The sequence below is a fragment of the Acidovorax sp. CCYZU-2555 genome (assembly GCF_018413525.1).
In the GTDB taxonomy this organism is placed as follows: domain Bacteria; phylum Pseudomonadota; class Gammaproteobacteria; order Burkholderiales; family Burkholderiaceae_C; genus Comamonas.
Genome location: NZ_JAHCDD010000015.1, coordinates 31,318 through 46,482, shown reverse-complemented (window position 1 = coordinate 46,482; position 15,165 = coordinate 31,318). Strand labels below are relative to the sequence as shown.

Genomic DNA, 15,165 nt, shown 5'->3' with positions numbered 1-15,165 from the left:
CGGATTACTTCTTCTTCTGCTGGCGCAGCACGGCCTGGACCGTTGCCGCGACATTTTCCTCGGTGAAGCCGAAGTGCTTGAACAGCACGTTGGCCGGCGCCGATTCGCCGTAGCTGTCGATACCGACCACGGCCGCGCAACCGTACTTCCACCAGAAGTCGGTCACGCCCATTTCCACGGCGACGCGTGGCAGATTGGCGGGCAGCACCTTGGTCTTGTACTTGACGTCTTCACGGTCGAAGGTCGTGGTGCTGGGCATGGAAACCACGCGCACGGCGATCTTCTTCGTGGCCAGCAGCTTTTGCGCGGCCAGTGCCAGTTGCACTTCGGAGCCGGTGGCGATGATCACGGCCTGGGCGGCCTGCGTCAGGCCGATGTCGGCGGGTTCGCTCAGCACGTAGGCGCCGCGGCTGATGTCGCCGGCGTCGCGCTTGCGTGCATAGGCCAGGTTCTGGCGGCTCAGCAGCAGGGCCGTGGGCTTGTTGCGCTGCGACAGCGCGGCGCTCCAGGCGACCGCGGTTTCGGTGGTGTCACCCGGACGCCAGACGTCCAGACCGGGGATCAGGCGCAGGCTCGCGGCGTGCTCGATCGACTGGTGGGTGGGGCCGTCTTCGCCCAGACCGATGGAGTCGTGGGTGAACACGTGGATCACGCGCTGCTTCATCAGCGCGGCCATGCGGATGGCGTTGCGGCTGTAATCGCTGAACGTCAGGAACGTGCCGGCGTAGGGAATGAAACCGCCATGCAGCGCAATGCCGTTCATGATCGCGGCCATGCCGAACTCGCGCACGCCGTAGTTGATGTGGCGGCCGCCGACACCGTATTCGTTCTTCACCACGGCACCGGCTTCGTCGAAGCGCAGCGCGGGCGTGCTCTTGGTGTTGGTCAGGTTGGAGCCGGTCAGGTCGGCCGAGCCGCCGAGCATTTCGGGCAGGGCCGCGGTGAATGCTTCGAGCGCCATCTGGCTGGCCTTGCGGCTGGCGACGGTTTCGCCCTTGGTGATGGTGTCGACCACGGTGTTGACCGCGACCTGGGCGAAGTTCTTCGGCAGGTCGCCGGCCATGCGGCGCGTGAATTCGGCCGCGAGTTCGGGGTAGGCCTTGGCGTAGGCGGCGAACTTCTTGTTCCAGGCGGCTTCGGTCTTGGCACCGGCAGCCTTGGCATCCCAGTCGCCGTAGACGTCGGCGGGAATTTCGAACGGCGTGTGCGACCAGCCCAGCGCAGCGCGCGTCAGGCCGATTTCTTCGCCGCCCAGGGGTTCGCCGTGGGCCTTGGCGGTGTCCTGGCGGTTGGGCGAGCCCTTGCCGATGCTGGTCTTGCAGATGATCAGCGTGGGCTTGGTCGCGCTTTGCTTGGCGTGGGCGATCGCGGCGTCGACGGCGTTGACGTCATGGCCGTCCACGGGGCCGACCACGTTCCAGCCGTAGGCTTCGAAACGCTGGGCGGTGTTGTCGATGAACCAGGGAGCGACCTGGCCGTCGATCGAAATGCCGTTATCGTCGTACAGCGCCACGAGCTTGTTGAGCTTCCAGGCACCGGCGAGCGCCGCGGCTTCGTGCGAAATGCCTTCCATCAGGCAGCCGTCACCCATGAACACATAGGTGTGGTGATTGACGATTTCGTGGCCCTTGCGGTTGAACTCCGAAGCCAGCAGCTTTTCGGCGAGCGCGAAGCCGACGGCGTTGGTCACGCCCTGGCCCAGCGGGCCGGTGGTGGTTTCCACGCCGGGGGTGATGCCCACTTCAGGATGGCCCGCGGTCTTGCTGTGCAGTTGGCGGAAGTTCTTCAGCTCGGTCATCGGCAGGTCGTAGCCGGTGAGGTGCAGCAGCGCATAGATCAGCATCGAGCCATGGCCGTTCGACAGGATGAAACGGTCGCGGTCGGCCCAGTGCGGGTTGACCGGGTTGTGCTGCAGGTGGCGGCTCCACAGGGCTACGGCCATATCGGCCATGCCCATGGGGGCGCCGGGGTGACCGGAGTTGGCTTGTTGAACGGCATCCATTGCGAGTGCGCGGATCGCATTCGCCATTTGTTGAGTGTTGGCCATCAGGGCGCTCCGAAAAAGGAGGGTGTTTGTCAGGGGAAGCCGGATATTTTAAGCGGCAGCCCGTTTTGAGCCGTATCGCGGGGCAATGCACTACAGTGCAGCCCATGGTCAAACCCTTGACCCGCCTGCATTTTCGGAGCATTCAGCGCATGTCTTTCGCCCCTTTTTCCGCGCCTTTCACGGCGGTTGTGTCCCCTGCCGCAGGCCTGCTGCAGCCGCCCGCGATGCTGCTGGCCGCGGGGCGCGGCGAACGCATGCGACCGCTGACCGACCACTGCCCCAAGCCCCTGCTCGAAGTGCAGGGCCAGCCGCTGCTGCAGTGGCATCTGCAGGCGCTGGCCGCTGCGGGCGTGCCGCGCGCGGTGATCAATACCGGCTGGCTGGGCGCGCAGATTCCCCAGCGCCTGGGCAGCGTGTTCGGCAGCGAAGACGTGCAACTGCCGTTGATCTATTCCGCTGAAGACCCGTCGGGCCGGGGCTCGGCGCTCGAGACCGCGGGCGGCATCGCGCGCGCGCTGCCGCAGCTGGGCGCGGTGTTCTGGCTCGCGGCCGGCGATGTGTTCGCGCCTGATTTCACGTTCGATGCGGCGGCGGCTGCCGCTTTCACGGCCAGCGATCAGCTGGCCCATCTGTGGCTCGTGGCCAATCCAGAGCACCATCCCAAGGGGGACTTCGGTCTGTCGGAACAGGGCCTGGCGCTCGATCTGCCCGAAGGCGATCCGCGCCCGCGCTGGACCTACAGCACGATCGCACTGCTGCGTGCCGAGCTGTTCGGCGCGCCCTGGTGCGCGATTCCCGCGGGCAACCCCGCAGGCGAGCGCGCGGCGCTAGGACCGCTGCTGCGCCGCGCGATGGCCGCGGGCCGGGTCGGCGCGTCGATTTATTGCGGGCGCTGGACCGATGTGGGCACGCCCGAGCGACTCGATCGATTGAACGCGCCGCAGGGCTGAGGCCCAGTGAGAAATTTCGGCATTTCGTAGGACACGGCCGCGTCCTTCCGCACACATCTCTGAGCGCAAGAATGCAAATAGTGGTCAAACCGTTAATTTAGGGGATACATTTGCAAGCAACTGCGCAGTACGATAGCCGGCATGATCTCTGTTTATGCCCAACGCCGCGCGCGCCTGGCAGCCCAGCTGGGCCCCCAGGACGTGGCCATCATCCCCACCGCACCGGTGCGCCCGCGCAATCGCGACACGGATTTCCTTTACCGGCATGACAGCTACTTCTATTACCTGACCGGATTCACCGAGCCCGAAGCTTGTCTGGTGCTCAAAGGTGATGGTCAGAGCACGCTGTTTTGCCAGCCCAAGGACCTCGAGCGCGAAATCTGGGACGGCTATCGCCTGGGCCCCGAGGCCGCCGTCGCCACGCTGGGCGTGGACCAGGCGTTTTCGAGCAACGAAATCAACACCCGGCTGCCGCGTCTGCTGGAAAACACGAACTGCGTGTGGTTCCCGTTCGCCACTCACACCGGACTCGCCGCGCAGGTCGAAACCTGGCTGTCCCAGGTGCGCAACCGCGTGCGCATGGGCGTGCAGTCTCCCACCCACCAGGGTGATCTGTGCGCGCTGCTCGACGAAATGCGCCTGGTCAAGGACACGCATGAGCAGGACATCATGCGCCGCGCGGCACGCATCAGCGCCGGTGCCCATGTGCGCGCCATGCAGCGCTCGGCGCGCATGCTGCGGGCCGGCGAAGAAGTGCGCGAATACCACCTCGACGCCGAACTGCTGCACGAATTCCGCCAGCATGGCTCGCAATATCCGGCGTACGGCTCCATCGTCGCTGCCGGCGCCAACGCCTGCGTGCTGCATTACCAGGCCGACAAGGCGCTGGTGCGTCCCGGCGATCTGGTGCTGATCGACGCCGGCTGCGAACTCGACGGCTACGCCAGCGACATCACGCGCACTTTCCCCGCCGACGGCAAGTTCACGGGCGCGCAGCGCGCGGTCTACGACCTGGTGCTCGCGAGCCAGGAAGCGGCCGTGGCGGTCACGCGCGCGGGCCGGCGTTTCAGCGACCCGCACGATGCGACGCTGGCCGTGCTGGCCCAGGGCCTGCTCGACCTGGGCATTCTTGACGCGAACCGCGTGGGCACGGCCCAGGACGTGATCGAGACGCGCGCCTACTTCCCGTATTACATGCACCGCACCGGCCACTGGCTGGGCATGGATGTGCATGACTGCGGCAGTTATGTCGAGCCCGGCGCCGACGATACCGGCCCGGCGCGGCGCGATGCGCTCTCGGGCGAAACGCTGCGCCAGCGCCCCAGCCGCATCCTGCGTCCGGGCATGTGCACCACCATTGAACCGGGCCTGTACCTGCGCGCCAGCGCCGAGCTGCCCGAGGCGTTCCACAATATAGGCATCCGCATCGAGGACGACGCCATCGTCACCGAGGACGGCTGCGAGCTGATCACGCGCGATGTCCCCGTGAAGGCCGATGAGATCGAAGCGCTGATGCGCGATCTGGCGTGAACCATGCCTGCACCAGCGCACGCTCCGGCATGCGCTTCCATTTTTCTTGACTGCTCCCATGTCCGACGCTTCCAGCACGCTCTCCGCACCACCGCGCCTTCAGTGGCGCATCTTCACGGTGCTCTGGCTGTTGGGAATGCCCGGCATGTCGGCCATGGTGTGGTCCATCGTGCCGCATTGGCTGCGGACCCAACCCGTGACGCCGCCGTTCGGACAACCGGGCCTGCCGCTGCTGCTGATACTGTCTTCAGTGCTCGCGCTTGCCGTGGGCATAGGCGTGCAGCTCGCGCCGCGCGTGGGGCTGGCGGCGCCGATTCTGACTACCTGGATTGCGGGCCGCTCGCCGCGCGAGGCGCTGCGGCGCGTGTGGCTGCCGGGCGTGGCCGGCGGAGTCGCGGGTGCAGCCTGGCTGGTGACGCTGGCCATCGTCTGGCCCGAGAGCGTCAAGGCAGCTGAACCGCTCTACACCATGCCGCTGGCGGCCAAGCTGCTGTACGGCAGCGTGACCAACGAATTGCTGGTGCGCTGGGGCATGCTGGCCTTGGTCTTCTGGGGCGTGTGGCGTCTGTCGGGACGCGCCGATATGCCGCCTTCGCCAGCCATGGGCTGGGCGGCGGTCGTGCTGTGTTCGCTGCTCTGGGCCGCGACGCATTGGCTGCTCGCCTGGTGGCTGCTCGGGCCCTTGCCGGGCCTGCTGCTGCTGCATGTGCTGCTGGGCAAGGTCGTCTACGGCCTGATGGGCGGCTTCCTTTGCTGGCGCTTTGGCCTCGAGGCCGCCATCCTGGCCCATCTGCTGACCTATTTGATGTCGCATGGGCTGATTGGGCCGGTGTTGTAGGGTATCTGGGGGGCTTTGCTCCCCAGCGCGACCACACGAAGTGAGGGAGCGTGGGGGCCAGGTTTTGCCGCCGGGCCGCCCCAAGGCAAAACGCGCCCCCTTGGGGGGCAGCGACCACACGAAGTGAGGGAGCGTGGGGGCCTCATTTTCGTACCCGGTATGTAACCGCTTCCGTGTGAGAATGGAATTCCGATCCCTCTCCCGTGAAAGCCTTATGACCAAGCCGTTGACCCGCGCCACGAAGATTGTTGCCACCCTGGGCCCCGCCTCGAGCGATCCCCAGCTGCTAGAGCGCATGGTGCGTGCCGGCGTCAATGTGGTGCGGCTGAATTTCAGCCACGGCACTGCCCAGGACCATATCGACCGCGCCACCATGGTGCGCGCCGCCGCCCAGCGCGCGGGTCGCGAAGTGGCCATCATGGCCGACCTGCAAGGCCCCAAGATCCGCGTCGGCAAGTTCGCCGAAGGCCGCGTGATGCTCGAGCCCGGCGCGTCCTTTGTGCTCGACGCCTCGCGCACCGAACCCGGCGATCTGCAGGGCGTGGGCCTGGACTACAAGGAACTGCCGCGCGACGTGAAGCCCGGCGACCTGCTGCTGCTCAATGACGGCCTGATCGTGCTCACCGTCAATGCGGTGCTGGGCGAAGAGGTGCACACCACCGTCAAGCTCGGCGGCGAGCTGTCCAACAACAAGGGCATCAACAAGCAGGGCGGCGGCCTGACGGCGCCGGCGCTCACGGCCAAGGACATGGAAGACATCAAGACTGCGATGGGCTTTCAGGCCGACTACGTGGCCGTGAGCTTTCCGAAGAACGCGACCGACATGGAGATGGCGCGCCAGCTGTGCAACGTGGCGGGCTCGCCATGGCGCCACAAGCCCGGCCTGATCGCCAAGATCGAGCGTGCCGAGGCGATTCCGCACCTGGAAGACATCCTGCGCGTCTCGGACGGCATCATGGTCGCGCGTGGCGATCTGGCCGTGGAAGTCGGCAATGCGGCCGTGCCCGCGCTGCAAAAGAAGATGATCCGCATGGCGCGCGAGATGGACAAGGTCGTCATCACCGCGACGCAGATGATGGAAAGCATGATCACCAACCCCGTGCCCACGCGCGCCGAAGTCAGCGACGTGGCCAACGCCGTGCTCGACGGCACCGACGCGGTGATGCTCAGCGCGGAAACCGCGGCCGGCAAGTACCCGCTGGAAACCGTGGAAGAAATGGCGCGCATCTGCACCGCCGCCGAGGCTGCCGAAGACGTCGAGCGCGATGCCGATTTCACCGGCCGCACCTTTGGCCGCATCGACCAGAGCATTGCGATGGGCGCGCTGTTCACCGCCCACCATCTGGGCGCCAAGGCCATCGTGGCGATGACCGACAGCGGCTCGACCGCGCTGTGGATGAGCCGCCGGCGCATCCATATCCCGATCTACGCGCTCACGCCCAAGGTTCAGACCCAGCGGCGCATGGCGCTGTACCGCAATGTGCGCCCTCTGCTGATGGACACCTCGGCCGACCGTGACACGGCGCTGGAGCAGGCCGAAGCCCACCTCAAGGCGCGCGGCATCGTGCAGCAAGGCGACGTCTACGCGATCACCTGCGGCCTGCCCATGGGCCAGCCCGGCGGCACCAACATGCTGCAAATCTGCCGGGCCAGCTGACCTCGGGTCGGCATCGCCTGGCCGTGAGCCAGTGGAGGTCGACATCGATGCCACTGGTGCGGGTTTTTCAGTCGGGATAAAATCCCGGGTTACACAGCGGTTACGGCCGCTTGGCCCGGGCTCCTGCCGTGGCGCGGCAGGTCCGCGTGCGGCAGGCGCTGGCTGTTTACCCACCCTGAATTGGATCCACGACATGTCCCTCGTCTCGATGCGCGAACTGCTCGACCATGCTGCACAAAACGGCTATGGCATTCCTGCTTTCAACGTCAACAACCTGGAGCAAGTCCAGGCGGTGATGGCTGCGGCCGATGAAGTCGGCGCACCCGTGATCCTGCAAGCCAGCGCCGGCGCGCGCAAGTACGCTGGTGAAGCTTTCATCAAGCACCTGATCCAGGCGGCCATCGAGCAGTACCCGCACATTCCCCTGGTCATGCACCAGGATCACGGCCAGTCGCCCGCGATCTGCCAGGGCGCGATCGACCTGGGCTTCTCGTCGGTGATGATGGACGGCTCGCTGCTGGAAGACGGCAAGACGCCGGCTTCGTTCGAGTACAACGCCGAAGTGACGCGCAAGGTCGTCGAAATGGCCCACCGCGTGGGCGTCACGGTCGAAGGCGAACTGGGCTGCCTGGGCTCGCTTGAAACCGGTGAAGCCGGCGAAGAAGACGGCATCGGCGCAGTCGGCAAGCTCGACCACAGCCAGATGCTGACCGACCCCGAAGAAGCCGCGCAGTTCGTCAAGGCGACGCAGCTCGACGCGCTGGCCATCGCCATCGGCACCAGCCACGGCGCCTACAAGTTCACGCGCAAGCCCACAGGCGACATCCTGTCGATCCAGCGCGTCAAGGACATCCACGCCCGCCTGCCCAACACCCACCTGGTGATGCACGGCTCGTCGTCGGTGCCCCAGGAACTGCTGGCCATCATTCGCCAGTACGGCGGCAACATGAAGGAAACCTATGGCGTGCCCGTGGAAGAAATTCAGGAAGCCATCAAGTACGGCGTGCGCAAGATCAACATCGACACCGATATCCGCCTGGCGATGACGGCCGCGGTGCGCAAGTTCCTGTTCGAGAACCCCGAGAAGTTCGATGCGCGCGAATGGCTCAAGCCCGCGCGCGAAGCCGCCAAGCAAATCTGCAAGCAGCGCTACGTCGAGTTCGGCTGCGAAGGCCAGGCCGGCAAGATCAAGGGCCACAACCTGCAGGTCGTCGCCGGCATGTATGCCGACGGCACGCTCAAGCAAGTCGTGAACTGAAGCGCTGGCCCAGGCCACCGCAAAGCTCCCAGGCCCCTGGCCCGGGGGCTTTTTTTTCGCCGTTTCGCCGGTGGAAAATACCTATTTGGAGCGCCAAGGCCCTTCGGCGGGCTTTGGCAGGGTGCTTTTTTGCCCTTTTTGATTGCAATCCGTTTGCGTTTTTCCCGGCCAGCGTGCAGCATGGCGTTTGCTGACAAATTACACAGGCCGGTTGACAAGCGCGTGCCAATGCGCAGGGAGGACTTGCAATGAAGAGAATGGGACGGCCTATGGTGCGCTCTGCGCTTTGGAGTGCGGCGGTAGCAGTGCTGCTTGCGGGATGCGCTTCGCATGCGCCCAGCGGGTCTTCAGCGCAATACACCGCCGGGCGCGCGCAACTCGCGCTGCCCGCCGGTGCCTGGACCGATCTGGGTGCGGCCGACGAGGCCTGGGCGCCGCTGCCGACCACGGGCGGCAAGATCGCGCTGCGCAGCCGGGCGCTGGTGCTGCGCGGTGCCAAGCAGGAGCCGCTGGCCGTGGTGCTGGTGCGCACCAATGCTTCCAACCTGTTCTGGAAACCCGTGTCCTGGGGCCTGAACTGCCCGCGCGAGCTCGATGTACTGCTGTTCGACGAAGCAGCCGGCAGCCCCGATCGCATGGACTGCCTGCGGCTGCGCCGCAATGCCCAGGCGCAGCAATGGCTCAAGCGCAGCAAGCCCGAAACCGAGGCCTGGCTCGCCGGCAAGCAGCAACTGCCGGTACTGCCCTACAGCCACCTGAGCTACCGCTTTGCGACCGAAGACGGCGGCATGGTCGAGCTGCAGATCCTCGCCGACCAGCGCCTGCTGCAGCCCGAAAAAGGCAGCCAGGGCCGCCAGTTGCGCGACTGGGCACTGGCCGTGGCCAGCGCGGCGCGCGACAGCCTGTCATCGCTCGACGGCGAGTTGCGCCTGCCGCCGTTTCCGGGATCGGTCTGAGGCGGACCATCCAGTCGGCCTAGGGTAATTACAGGCTGCGAGCTGCCGGGCCTCGGCCGACAATGCCTTCAGCGTTGGCAAAAAATACTGGAGGCACAAAGACTATGAGTGATCGTCCCTGGCTGAGCGCGTACCCCGAAGGGGTGCCTGCGGAAATTGACGCGACCCAATACACGTCGCTGGTGGCCCTGATGGAAGAGGCCTTCACCAAGTACCGCGACCGGGTGGCGTACAGCTTCATGGGAAAGGAACTGACCTATGCCCAGACCGATGTGCAAAGCCGCATCCTGGCCGCATATCTGCAGGGTCTGGGCCTGGTCAAGGGCGATCGCGTTGCGCTGATGATGCCCAATGTGCCGCAGTATCCGGTGGCCGTCGCCGCCGTGCTGCGCGCCGGCTACGTGGTGGTCAACGTGAACCCGCTGTACACCGCGCGCGAACTCGAGCACCAGCTCAAGGACTCGGGCGCCAAGGCGATCATCATCATCGAGAATTTCGCGACCACGCTGCAGGCCTGCATTGCCGCGACGGCCGTCAAGCATGTGGTGCTGTGCGCCATGGGCGACCAGCTGGGCCTGGTCAAGGGCGCGCTGGTCAATTACGTGGTGCGCAAGGTCAAGAAGATGGTGCCGGCGTTCCAGCTGCCCGGCGCCGTGCGCTTCAATGATGCGCTGGCCAAGGGCGCGCATCTGAGTTTCCAGGCGCCGCAGCTGCTGCCCGACGACATCGCGCTGCTGCAGTACACCGGCGGCACCACGGGCGTGAGCAAGGGCGCGGTGCTGCTGCACCGCAACGTGATCGCCAACGTGCTGCAGTCGGAAGCGTGGAATCAGCCGGCCATGAGCAAGGTGCCCACGGGCGAGCAGCCGACCAGCGTCTGCGCGCTGCCGCTGTACCATATCTTCGCGTTCACGGTGAACATGATGCTGTCGATGCGCACCGGCGGCAAGACGCTGCTGATTCCCAATCCGCGCGACCTCAAGGCCACGCTGCAGGAGCTGTCCAAGCACCGTTTCCACAGCTTCCCGGCCGTGAGCACGCTGTTCAACGGCCTGGCCCACCACCCTGATTTCAACACTGTCGACTGGTCGCACCTCAAGGTGTCGGTAGGCGGCGGCATGGCGGTGCAGAGCGCGGTCGCTCAGCTGTGGCTCGAGAAGACCGGCTGCCCCATCTGCGAAGGCTACGGCCTGTCGGAAACCAGCCCTTCGGTCAGCTGCAACCCGGTCACCGTGAGCCAGTTCACGGGCACCATCGGCGTTCCGCTTCCCAGTACTTACATGAAGCTGATCGACGACGCCGGCAACGATGTCACCCAGCCCGGTACGCCGGGCGAGATCGCCATCAAGGGCCCGCAGGTGATGGCCGGTTACTGGCAGCTGCCCGATGAAACCGCCAAGACCATGACCGCCGACGGTTTCTTCAAGTCGGGCGATATCGGCACCTTCGATGAAAACGGCTTCTTCAAGGTCGTGGACCGCAAGAAAGACATGGTGCTGGTCAGCGGCTTCAACGTCTATCCCAACGAAGTCGAAGACGTGGTCGCCAAATGCCCGGGCGTGCTTGAGTGCGCGGTGGTCGGCATTCCCGACGAGAAGACCGGTGAAGCCGTGAAGCTGGTCATCGTCAAGAAGGATCCGGCGCTGACCGAGCAGACGGTGCGCGACTTCTGCCGTTCCAACCTCACGGGCTACAAGCAGCCGCGCGTGATCGAATTCCGCACTGAATTGCCCAAGACGCCCGTCGGCAAGATCCTGCGCCGCGAATTGCGGAAATAGCCGCAGCCCCTGAGCGGCGGCCGCGATCCGCCGCACAATCAAGGGTTCGCCGCGCATGGCGGTTGCCTGGATTCACATGACGATTGCCATTTTGAGCGCCTTGCCCGAAGAGCAGGCCGGTTGGGTTGACACTTTGCAGGGCGTGCACGGCACGCGGCACGCGGGCCGGCAGTTCTGGCAGGGGCGCTGGCAAGGCGCGGATACCGGCCATGATCTGGTCTGTGCGCTCTCGGGCATAGGCAAGGTCGCCGCGGCCACGACGGCCGCGGCACTGATCGAGCGCTTTGGCGTCACGCGCATTGTCTTCACGGGCGTCGCGGGCGGCGTGGGTGAGGGCGTGCAGGTCGGCGACGTGGTCGTGGCCAGCGAATATCTGCAGCATGACTTCGACGCTTCGCCGCTGTTCCCGCGCTGGGAGCTGCCTGGCTATGGGCGTACACGCCTGGCCTGCGACCCGGTGATGAGCGCGGCGCTGCACGCGGCCAGCCAGGACTGCGTGGGCAGCGCCGCGCGCGCCCACCAGGGGCTGGTGGTCAGCGGCGACCAGTTCGTCGGCACGGCGCTGGCATCACAGGCGCTGCGTTCGGGCCTCGAAGCCGCGGGCCACCCCGTGCTGGCCGTCGAAATGGAAGGCGCGGCCGTGGCCCAGACTTGCCACGACTATGGCGTGCCGTTCGCCGCCATGCGCACCATCTCCGACCGCGCCGACGACAGCGCATCGGTCGACTTCGCCGACTTCGTGCGCAATGTCGCCAGCCGCTATGCGCAGCAAATCCTTACGGGGTTTCTGCAGCGGCTTTAAACCACAACCACCGTTCGGCCTGGGCTTGTCGGAGCCCGGCTTGCACGGGGCGGTTATTTCAACCAGCCGCGCTTGCGGAAGTAGAGCATGGGCCCCACCGCGCTGGCCGCCATCAGTGCCAGCGCGAACGGGTAGCCCAGCGTCCAGTCGAGTTCGGGCATGAACTTGAAGTTCATGCCGTAGGCGCTCGCGACCAGCGTGGGCGGCAGCAGCGCGACGCTGGCCACCGAGAAGATACGGATGATCTTGTTCTGGTTGATGTTGATGAAACCGACGGTGGCGTCCATCAGGAAGTTGATCTTGTCGAACAGGAAGGCCGTGTGGCTGTCCAGCGATTCGATGTCGCGCAGGATCTGGCGCGCTTCCTCGAACTGCTCGGCGTTGAGCATCTTGCTGCGCATCATGAAGCTCACGGCGCGGCGGGTGTCCATCACGTTGCGGCGGATGCGCGAGTTCAAATCTTCCTGGCGCGCAATGGCCGACAGCACTTCGCTGGCGCGCGTGTCATCGACTTCGCCGGACAGCACCTGGGTGCTGACTTTCTCGAGTGCGTCGTAGATGCGTTCGAGCGTGTCGGCCGAATATTCGGCGTCGGCATCGAACAGCTTGAGCAGCACTTCCTTCGCATCCTCGAGCAGGCCGGGCGCGCGGCGCGCACGCATGCGCAGCAGCCGGAACACCGGCACGTCCTCGTCGTGGATGGAGAACAGCACGCCGCGGCTCTTGAGTTCGGCGTTGTGCTGGTTCAGGATGAAGGCGACGCGCACCGAGCGCGGGTCTTCGTCGTCATCGATCAAGAAGTCACTGCGAATATGCAGTTCGCCGTTGTCTTCTTCGTAGAAACGTGCGGATTCCTCGATGTCTTCGTCCATCGCGTCTTCAGGAATCGACAGACCGTAATGTTGCTTGATCCAGCGCTTCTCTTCGAGCGTAGGCGATTCAAGGTCGACCCAGATAGGCTGGAACTTGGCCAGGTCTTCGAGCGAGTCGATTTCTTCCTGGACCAGGCGGCCATTGGCCAACGTAAAGATGTTGAGCATTGCTCACTCCCATGTCATTTTTCGTCGTGCGGCGGTGAAAGAGGTCATGCTTTCAACCCCCGCAGCGGCGCGCAGCAGGCGCGCACGGCAAATCGATGGGAGTTGAAAGCTACCAACTAGGGTAGGTTTCCACGGAGCGATCTCCAGTTATCTTGAAGTGGGGAATTATGGCATTGCGCTCGCTTGGCGCGGCGCAGAAAAGCCCGCGCCGCAACGGTGCGGGCCGCACATTCATCGGGCTGTAACGGTCTGTCCCAGCGTTTGTGCGCGGCACAGATCGGCCCAGGCCGCGGGCTTGGCATGCGCGGCGCGCAGCAGGTAGCTCGGGTCGTAGGTGACCACGGCCGGCACGCCGCCGACCTGATGGGGTTCGGCGCGCAGCCGGCCCAGCGCATCGCTGCGGCCGAGCACGGCGCGCGCCGCGGCCAGGCCCAGCACCAGGATGCGCGCGGGCTGCAGCTGCTGCACCATCGTCTGCAGGCCGATATCGAGGGCCGGGCAGTCGCCCGCGGCGGCCGAGGCCTGGGCGGTGTCGCGTTCCAGCGCCGCGCTCCACACGCGCGGATGCCGGTGCAGGCGCAGCGCGCGCAGCATGTTGTCGAGCAGCCTTGCGGCATCGCCTTCAAGCACCGTGCCGGTGGCCTGGGGTTCGGGCGTGGTCGCGGTCAGACTGACCGCGGTCGGGTGTTCGAGCAGGATCAGCCAGCCGCCGTCGGCGGTGTCATGGGTGCCCGGGCCATAGACCGGACGCGCCGGGTGCAGCCGCCAGCCGGTGGCCGCGGCGCTTTCGCTCGCGGGCGCGTGCTGGGGGATGGGCGCAGGCAGAGGGCGGGCCGGGGCTTGGGCTGCCATCGCGGGCGCGGGGCGGGGGCTGGCCGGTGCGGGGCGCGGGGCCGGGGGCGCGGGACGTTCTTCCACGGCCACGGCCGCGTGTGCCGGTGCGGCGTCCGCAGGCGCGGGCTGCCAGACGGTAATGCCCATCTCCTGCAGCATGGCGCGTTGGCGCAGGTCGAGGTTCAGGGCCATAGCTTGCGACTCATGATGATGGCGTGCTCGCGCTGACCGTCGGCCGCCGGGTAATAGTTCTTGCGCTCGGCGATCTGCTGGAAGCCATGCTTTTCGTAGATGCCGCGCGCGCGCGCGTTGCTCGCGCGCACTTCGAGCCACAGCCAGATGGCCTGGCGTTGGCGCGACCACAGCGCGAGCCCGTCGAGCATGATCCTGGCCCAGCCCTGGCCCTGATGGGCGGGCGCGACCGTGAGGTTGAGCAGATGGACTTCGTCGAGCACCGTCATGGCGACGAAATAGCCCAGCAGCTGGTCATGGGCGTCGAGCAGCATCTGGGCTTCGTAGCCCGCGGCCAGCGCGTCGATGAAGTTGCCGCGCGTCCAGGGATGGCTATAGGCTTGATTTTCAATCGGCAACAGGGCGTCGAGCCAGGCTGCGGTCAAAGGCGCAAAGCGTATGGCTTCCTGAGGGGCTGGCTGGCTGGCTGGGCTCATGGTGTGGCGGCAAGGCGTGCAGCGGCACGTTCAGCAGTAGTTTGCGCCACTTTATCCCGTATATACAAGGGGAGCGCGGCCGCGGCCGGCTGACTGCCCTGGGCTGCGAGCAGCGCGGGCGCGAGGCGCAGCAGCGCCGCCGAAGTCGGCAGCGCGACCAGATGCAGGGCTTGGGGCGCGAGGCGCTCGCCATAGGCGGCCTGGGCATTGCCGACCACGCTCCAGCCCGCGGGAACCTGCAAGGCTTCGGGTGCGCACACGCCGACATCGCCCGCGGCGTGCCAGATGCCGTCGCGGTAGCTGTAGGGCGCGTGGTAGACCTCGTTCATGCGCGCATCGAGCACGGCGACGACGTCGGTGCAGCCATGCTCGGCGCGCGCCGTCTCGGCCACGGCCAGCAGCGTGTCGACCGGCAGTACCGGCACGTCGGCGCCAAAGGCCAGGCCCTGGGCAATCGCGCAGGCGGTGCGCAGGCCCGTGAACGAGCCCGGGCCGCGGCCGAAGACGATGGCGTCGAGCGCCTTGAACTCGATTCCGGCCTCGCCCATCAGCCGGCGAATGGCCGGCAGCAGCTGGGCCGATGACTGGGCACCGCCGGGCCCGCGGTGCTGCCACAGGGCGTGGTCGCGCTGGACGGCAATGCAAAGGGTGTCGGTGCTGGTATCGAAGGCAAGCAGATTCATGGGGGGAGTGCCGGAAAGAACGGCAAAGCGGAAGTCGCCAGGCGCAAGCCCCTGATTATCGGTGTCGGCGCCGCTCCTTGCGCGCCGCGGCGCTAAAGCCCGGAGCCAGGGCGGCGCGCGCCAG

General features: G+C 66.2%; 13 protein-coding genes. 8 read left to right on the top strand and 5 right to left on the bottom strand.

Going from position 1 to position 15,165, the window contains the following annotated elements; translation table 11 throughout:
* Window positions 1–4: 4 nt before the first annotated feature.
* The gene (gene tkt / locus KHY18_RS07570) at window positions 5–2,047 is read right to left on the bottom strand and encodes a transketolase (protein WP_213297247.1); all 2,043 of its coding nucleotides are present in this window, start codon (window positions 2,045–2,047) and stop codon (window positions 5–7) included.
* A 149-nt stretch (window positions 2,048–2,196) separates the two neighbouring features.
* On the opposite strand from tkt, the gene KHY18_RS07565 reads away from it, so the two are divergent.
* The 8 genes from KHY18_RS07565 to KHY18_RS07530 all read left to right on the top strand — a co-directional run bounded on the left by KHY18_RS07565 (window position 2,197) and on the right by KHY18_RS07530 (window position 11,816).
* Entirely contained in the window at window positions 2,197–2,997 is an 801-nt protein-coding gene (locus KHY18_RS07565; protein WP_213297233.1) for a nucleotidyltransferase family protein, read from the top strand.
* Between the two features lie 141 nt (window positions 2,998–3,138).
* Window positions 3,139–4,527, top strand: a complete 1,389-nt coding sequence (locus tag KHY18_RS07560) for an aminopeptidase P N-terminal domain-containing protein (RefSeq protein WP_213297229.1) — start codon at window positions 3,139–3,141, stop codon at window positions 4,525–4,527.
* A gap of 58 nt (window positions 4,528–4,585) precedes the next feature.
* Window positions 4,586–5,365, top strand: a complete 780-nt coding sequence (locus tag KHY18_RS07555; RefSeq protein ID WP_213297227.1) for an abortive infection protein — start codon at window positions 4,586–4,588, stop codon at window positions 5,363–5,365.
* Window positions 5,366–5,579: 214 nt separating this feature from the next.
* A complete protein-coding gene (pyk, locus tag KHY18_RS07550) occupies window positions 5,580–7,022 on the top strand; it encodes a pyruvate kinase (RefSeq protein WP_213297225.1) in 1,443 nt (480 codons plus the stop codon).
* A gap of 193 nt (window positions 7,023–7,215) precedes the next feature.
* A complete protein-coding gene (fba, locus tag KHY18_RS07545; RefSeq protein ID WP_213297223.1) occupies window positions 7,216–8,280 on the top strand; it encodes a class II fructose-bisphosphate aldolase in 1,065 nt (354 codons plus the stop codon).
* Window positions 8,281–8,585: 305 nt separating this feature from the next.
* Window positions 8,586–9,236, top strand: a complete 651-nt coding sequence (locus KHY18_RS07540) for a hypothetical protein (RefSeq protein ID WP_213297221.1) — start codon at window positions 8,586–8,588, stop codon at window positions 9,234–9,236.
* Between the two features lie 104 nt (window positions 9,237–9,340).
* Window positions 9,341–11,014: a long-chain-fatty-acid--CoA ligase gene (locus KHY18_RS07535; protein WP_213297219.1), complete on the top strand. Its 1,674-nt coding sequence runs from the start codon at window positions 9,341–9,343 to the stop codon at window positions 11,012–11,014.
* 76 nt (window positions 11,015–11,090) lie between these two features.
* Window positions 11,091–11,816 carry a 5'-methylthioadenosine/adenosylhomocysteine nucleosidase gene (locus tag KHY18_RS07530; protein WP_213297217.1) on the top strand — a complete coding sequence of 242 codons (726 nt, stop codon included), beginning with the start codon at window positions 11,091–11,093 and terminating at the stop codon, window positions 11,814–11,816.
* Between the two features lie 53 nt (window positions 11,817–11,869).
* Here the strand turns inward: KHY18_RS07530 and corA are convergent, their stop codons facing one another.
* The 4 genes from corA to tsaB form a co-directional block, all read right to left on the bottom strand.
* Window positions 11,870–12,856 (bottom strand): magnesium/cobalt transporter CorA, encoded by a 987-nt coding sequence (corA, locus tag KHY18_RS07525; protein WP_213297205.1) that lies wholly within the window; start codon window positions 12,854–12,856, stop codon window positions 11,870–11,872.
* Window positions 12,857–13,087: 231 nt separating this feature from the next.
* Window positions 13,088–13,882, bottom strand: a complete 795-nt coding sequence (locus KHY18_RS07520; protein ID WP_213297203.1) for a uracil-DNA glycosylase family protein — start codon at window positions 13,880–13,882, stop codon at window positions 13,088–13,090.
* The gene (rimI, locus tag KHY18_RS07515; protein WP_213297195.1) at window positions 13,873–14,358 is read right to left on the bottom strand and encodes a ribosomal protein S18-alanine N-acetyltransferase; all 486 of its coding nucleotides are present in this window, start codon (window positions 14,356–14,358) and stop codon (window positions 13,873–13,875) included. The genes KHY18_RS07520 and rimI overlap by 10 nt, the downstream gene beginning before the upstream one ends.
* Complete coding sequence (gene tsaB, locus KHY18_RS07510) at window positions 14,355–15,041, bottom strand: tRNA (adenosine(37)-N6)-threonylcarbamoyltransferase complex dimerization subunit type 1 TsaB (RefSeq protein ID WP_213297193.1); 687 nt, start codon at window positions 15,039–15,041, stop codon at window positions 14,355–14,357. Before tsaB ends, rimI begins: the two co-directional genes overlap by 4 nt.
* Window positions 15,042–15,165: the final 124 nt, after the last annotated feature.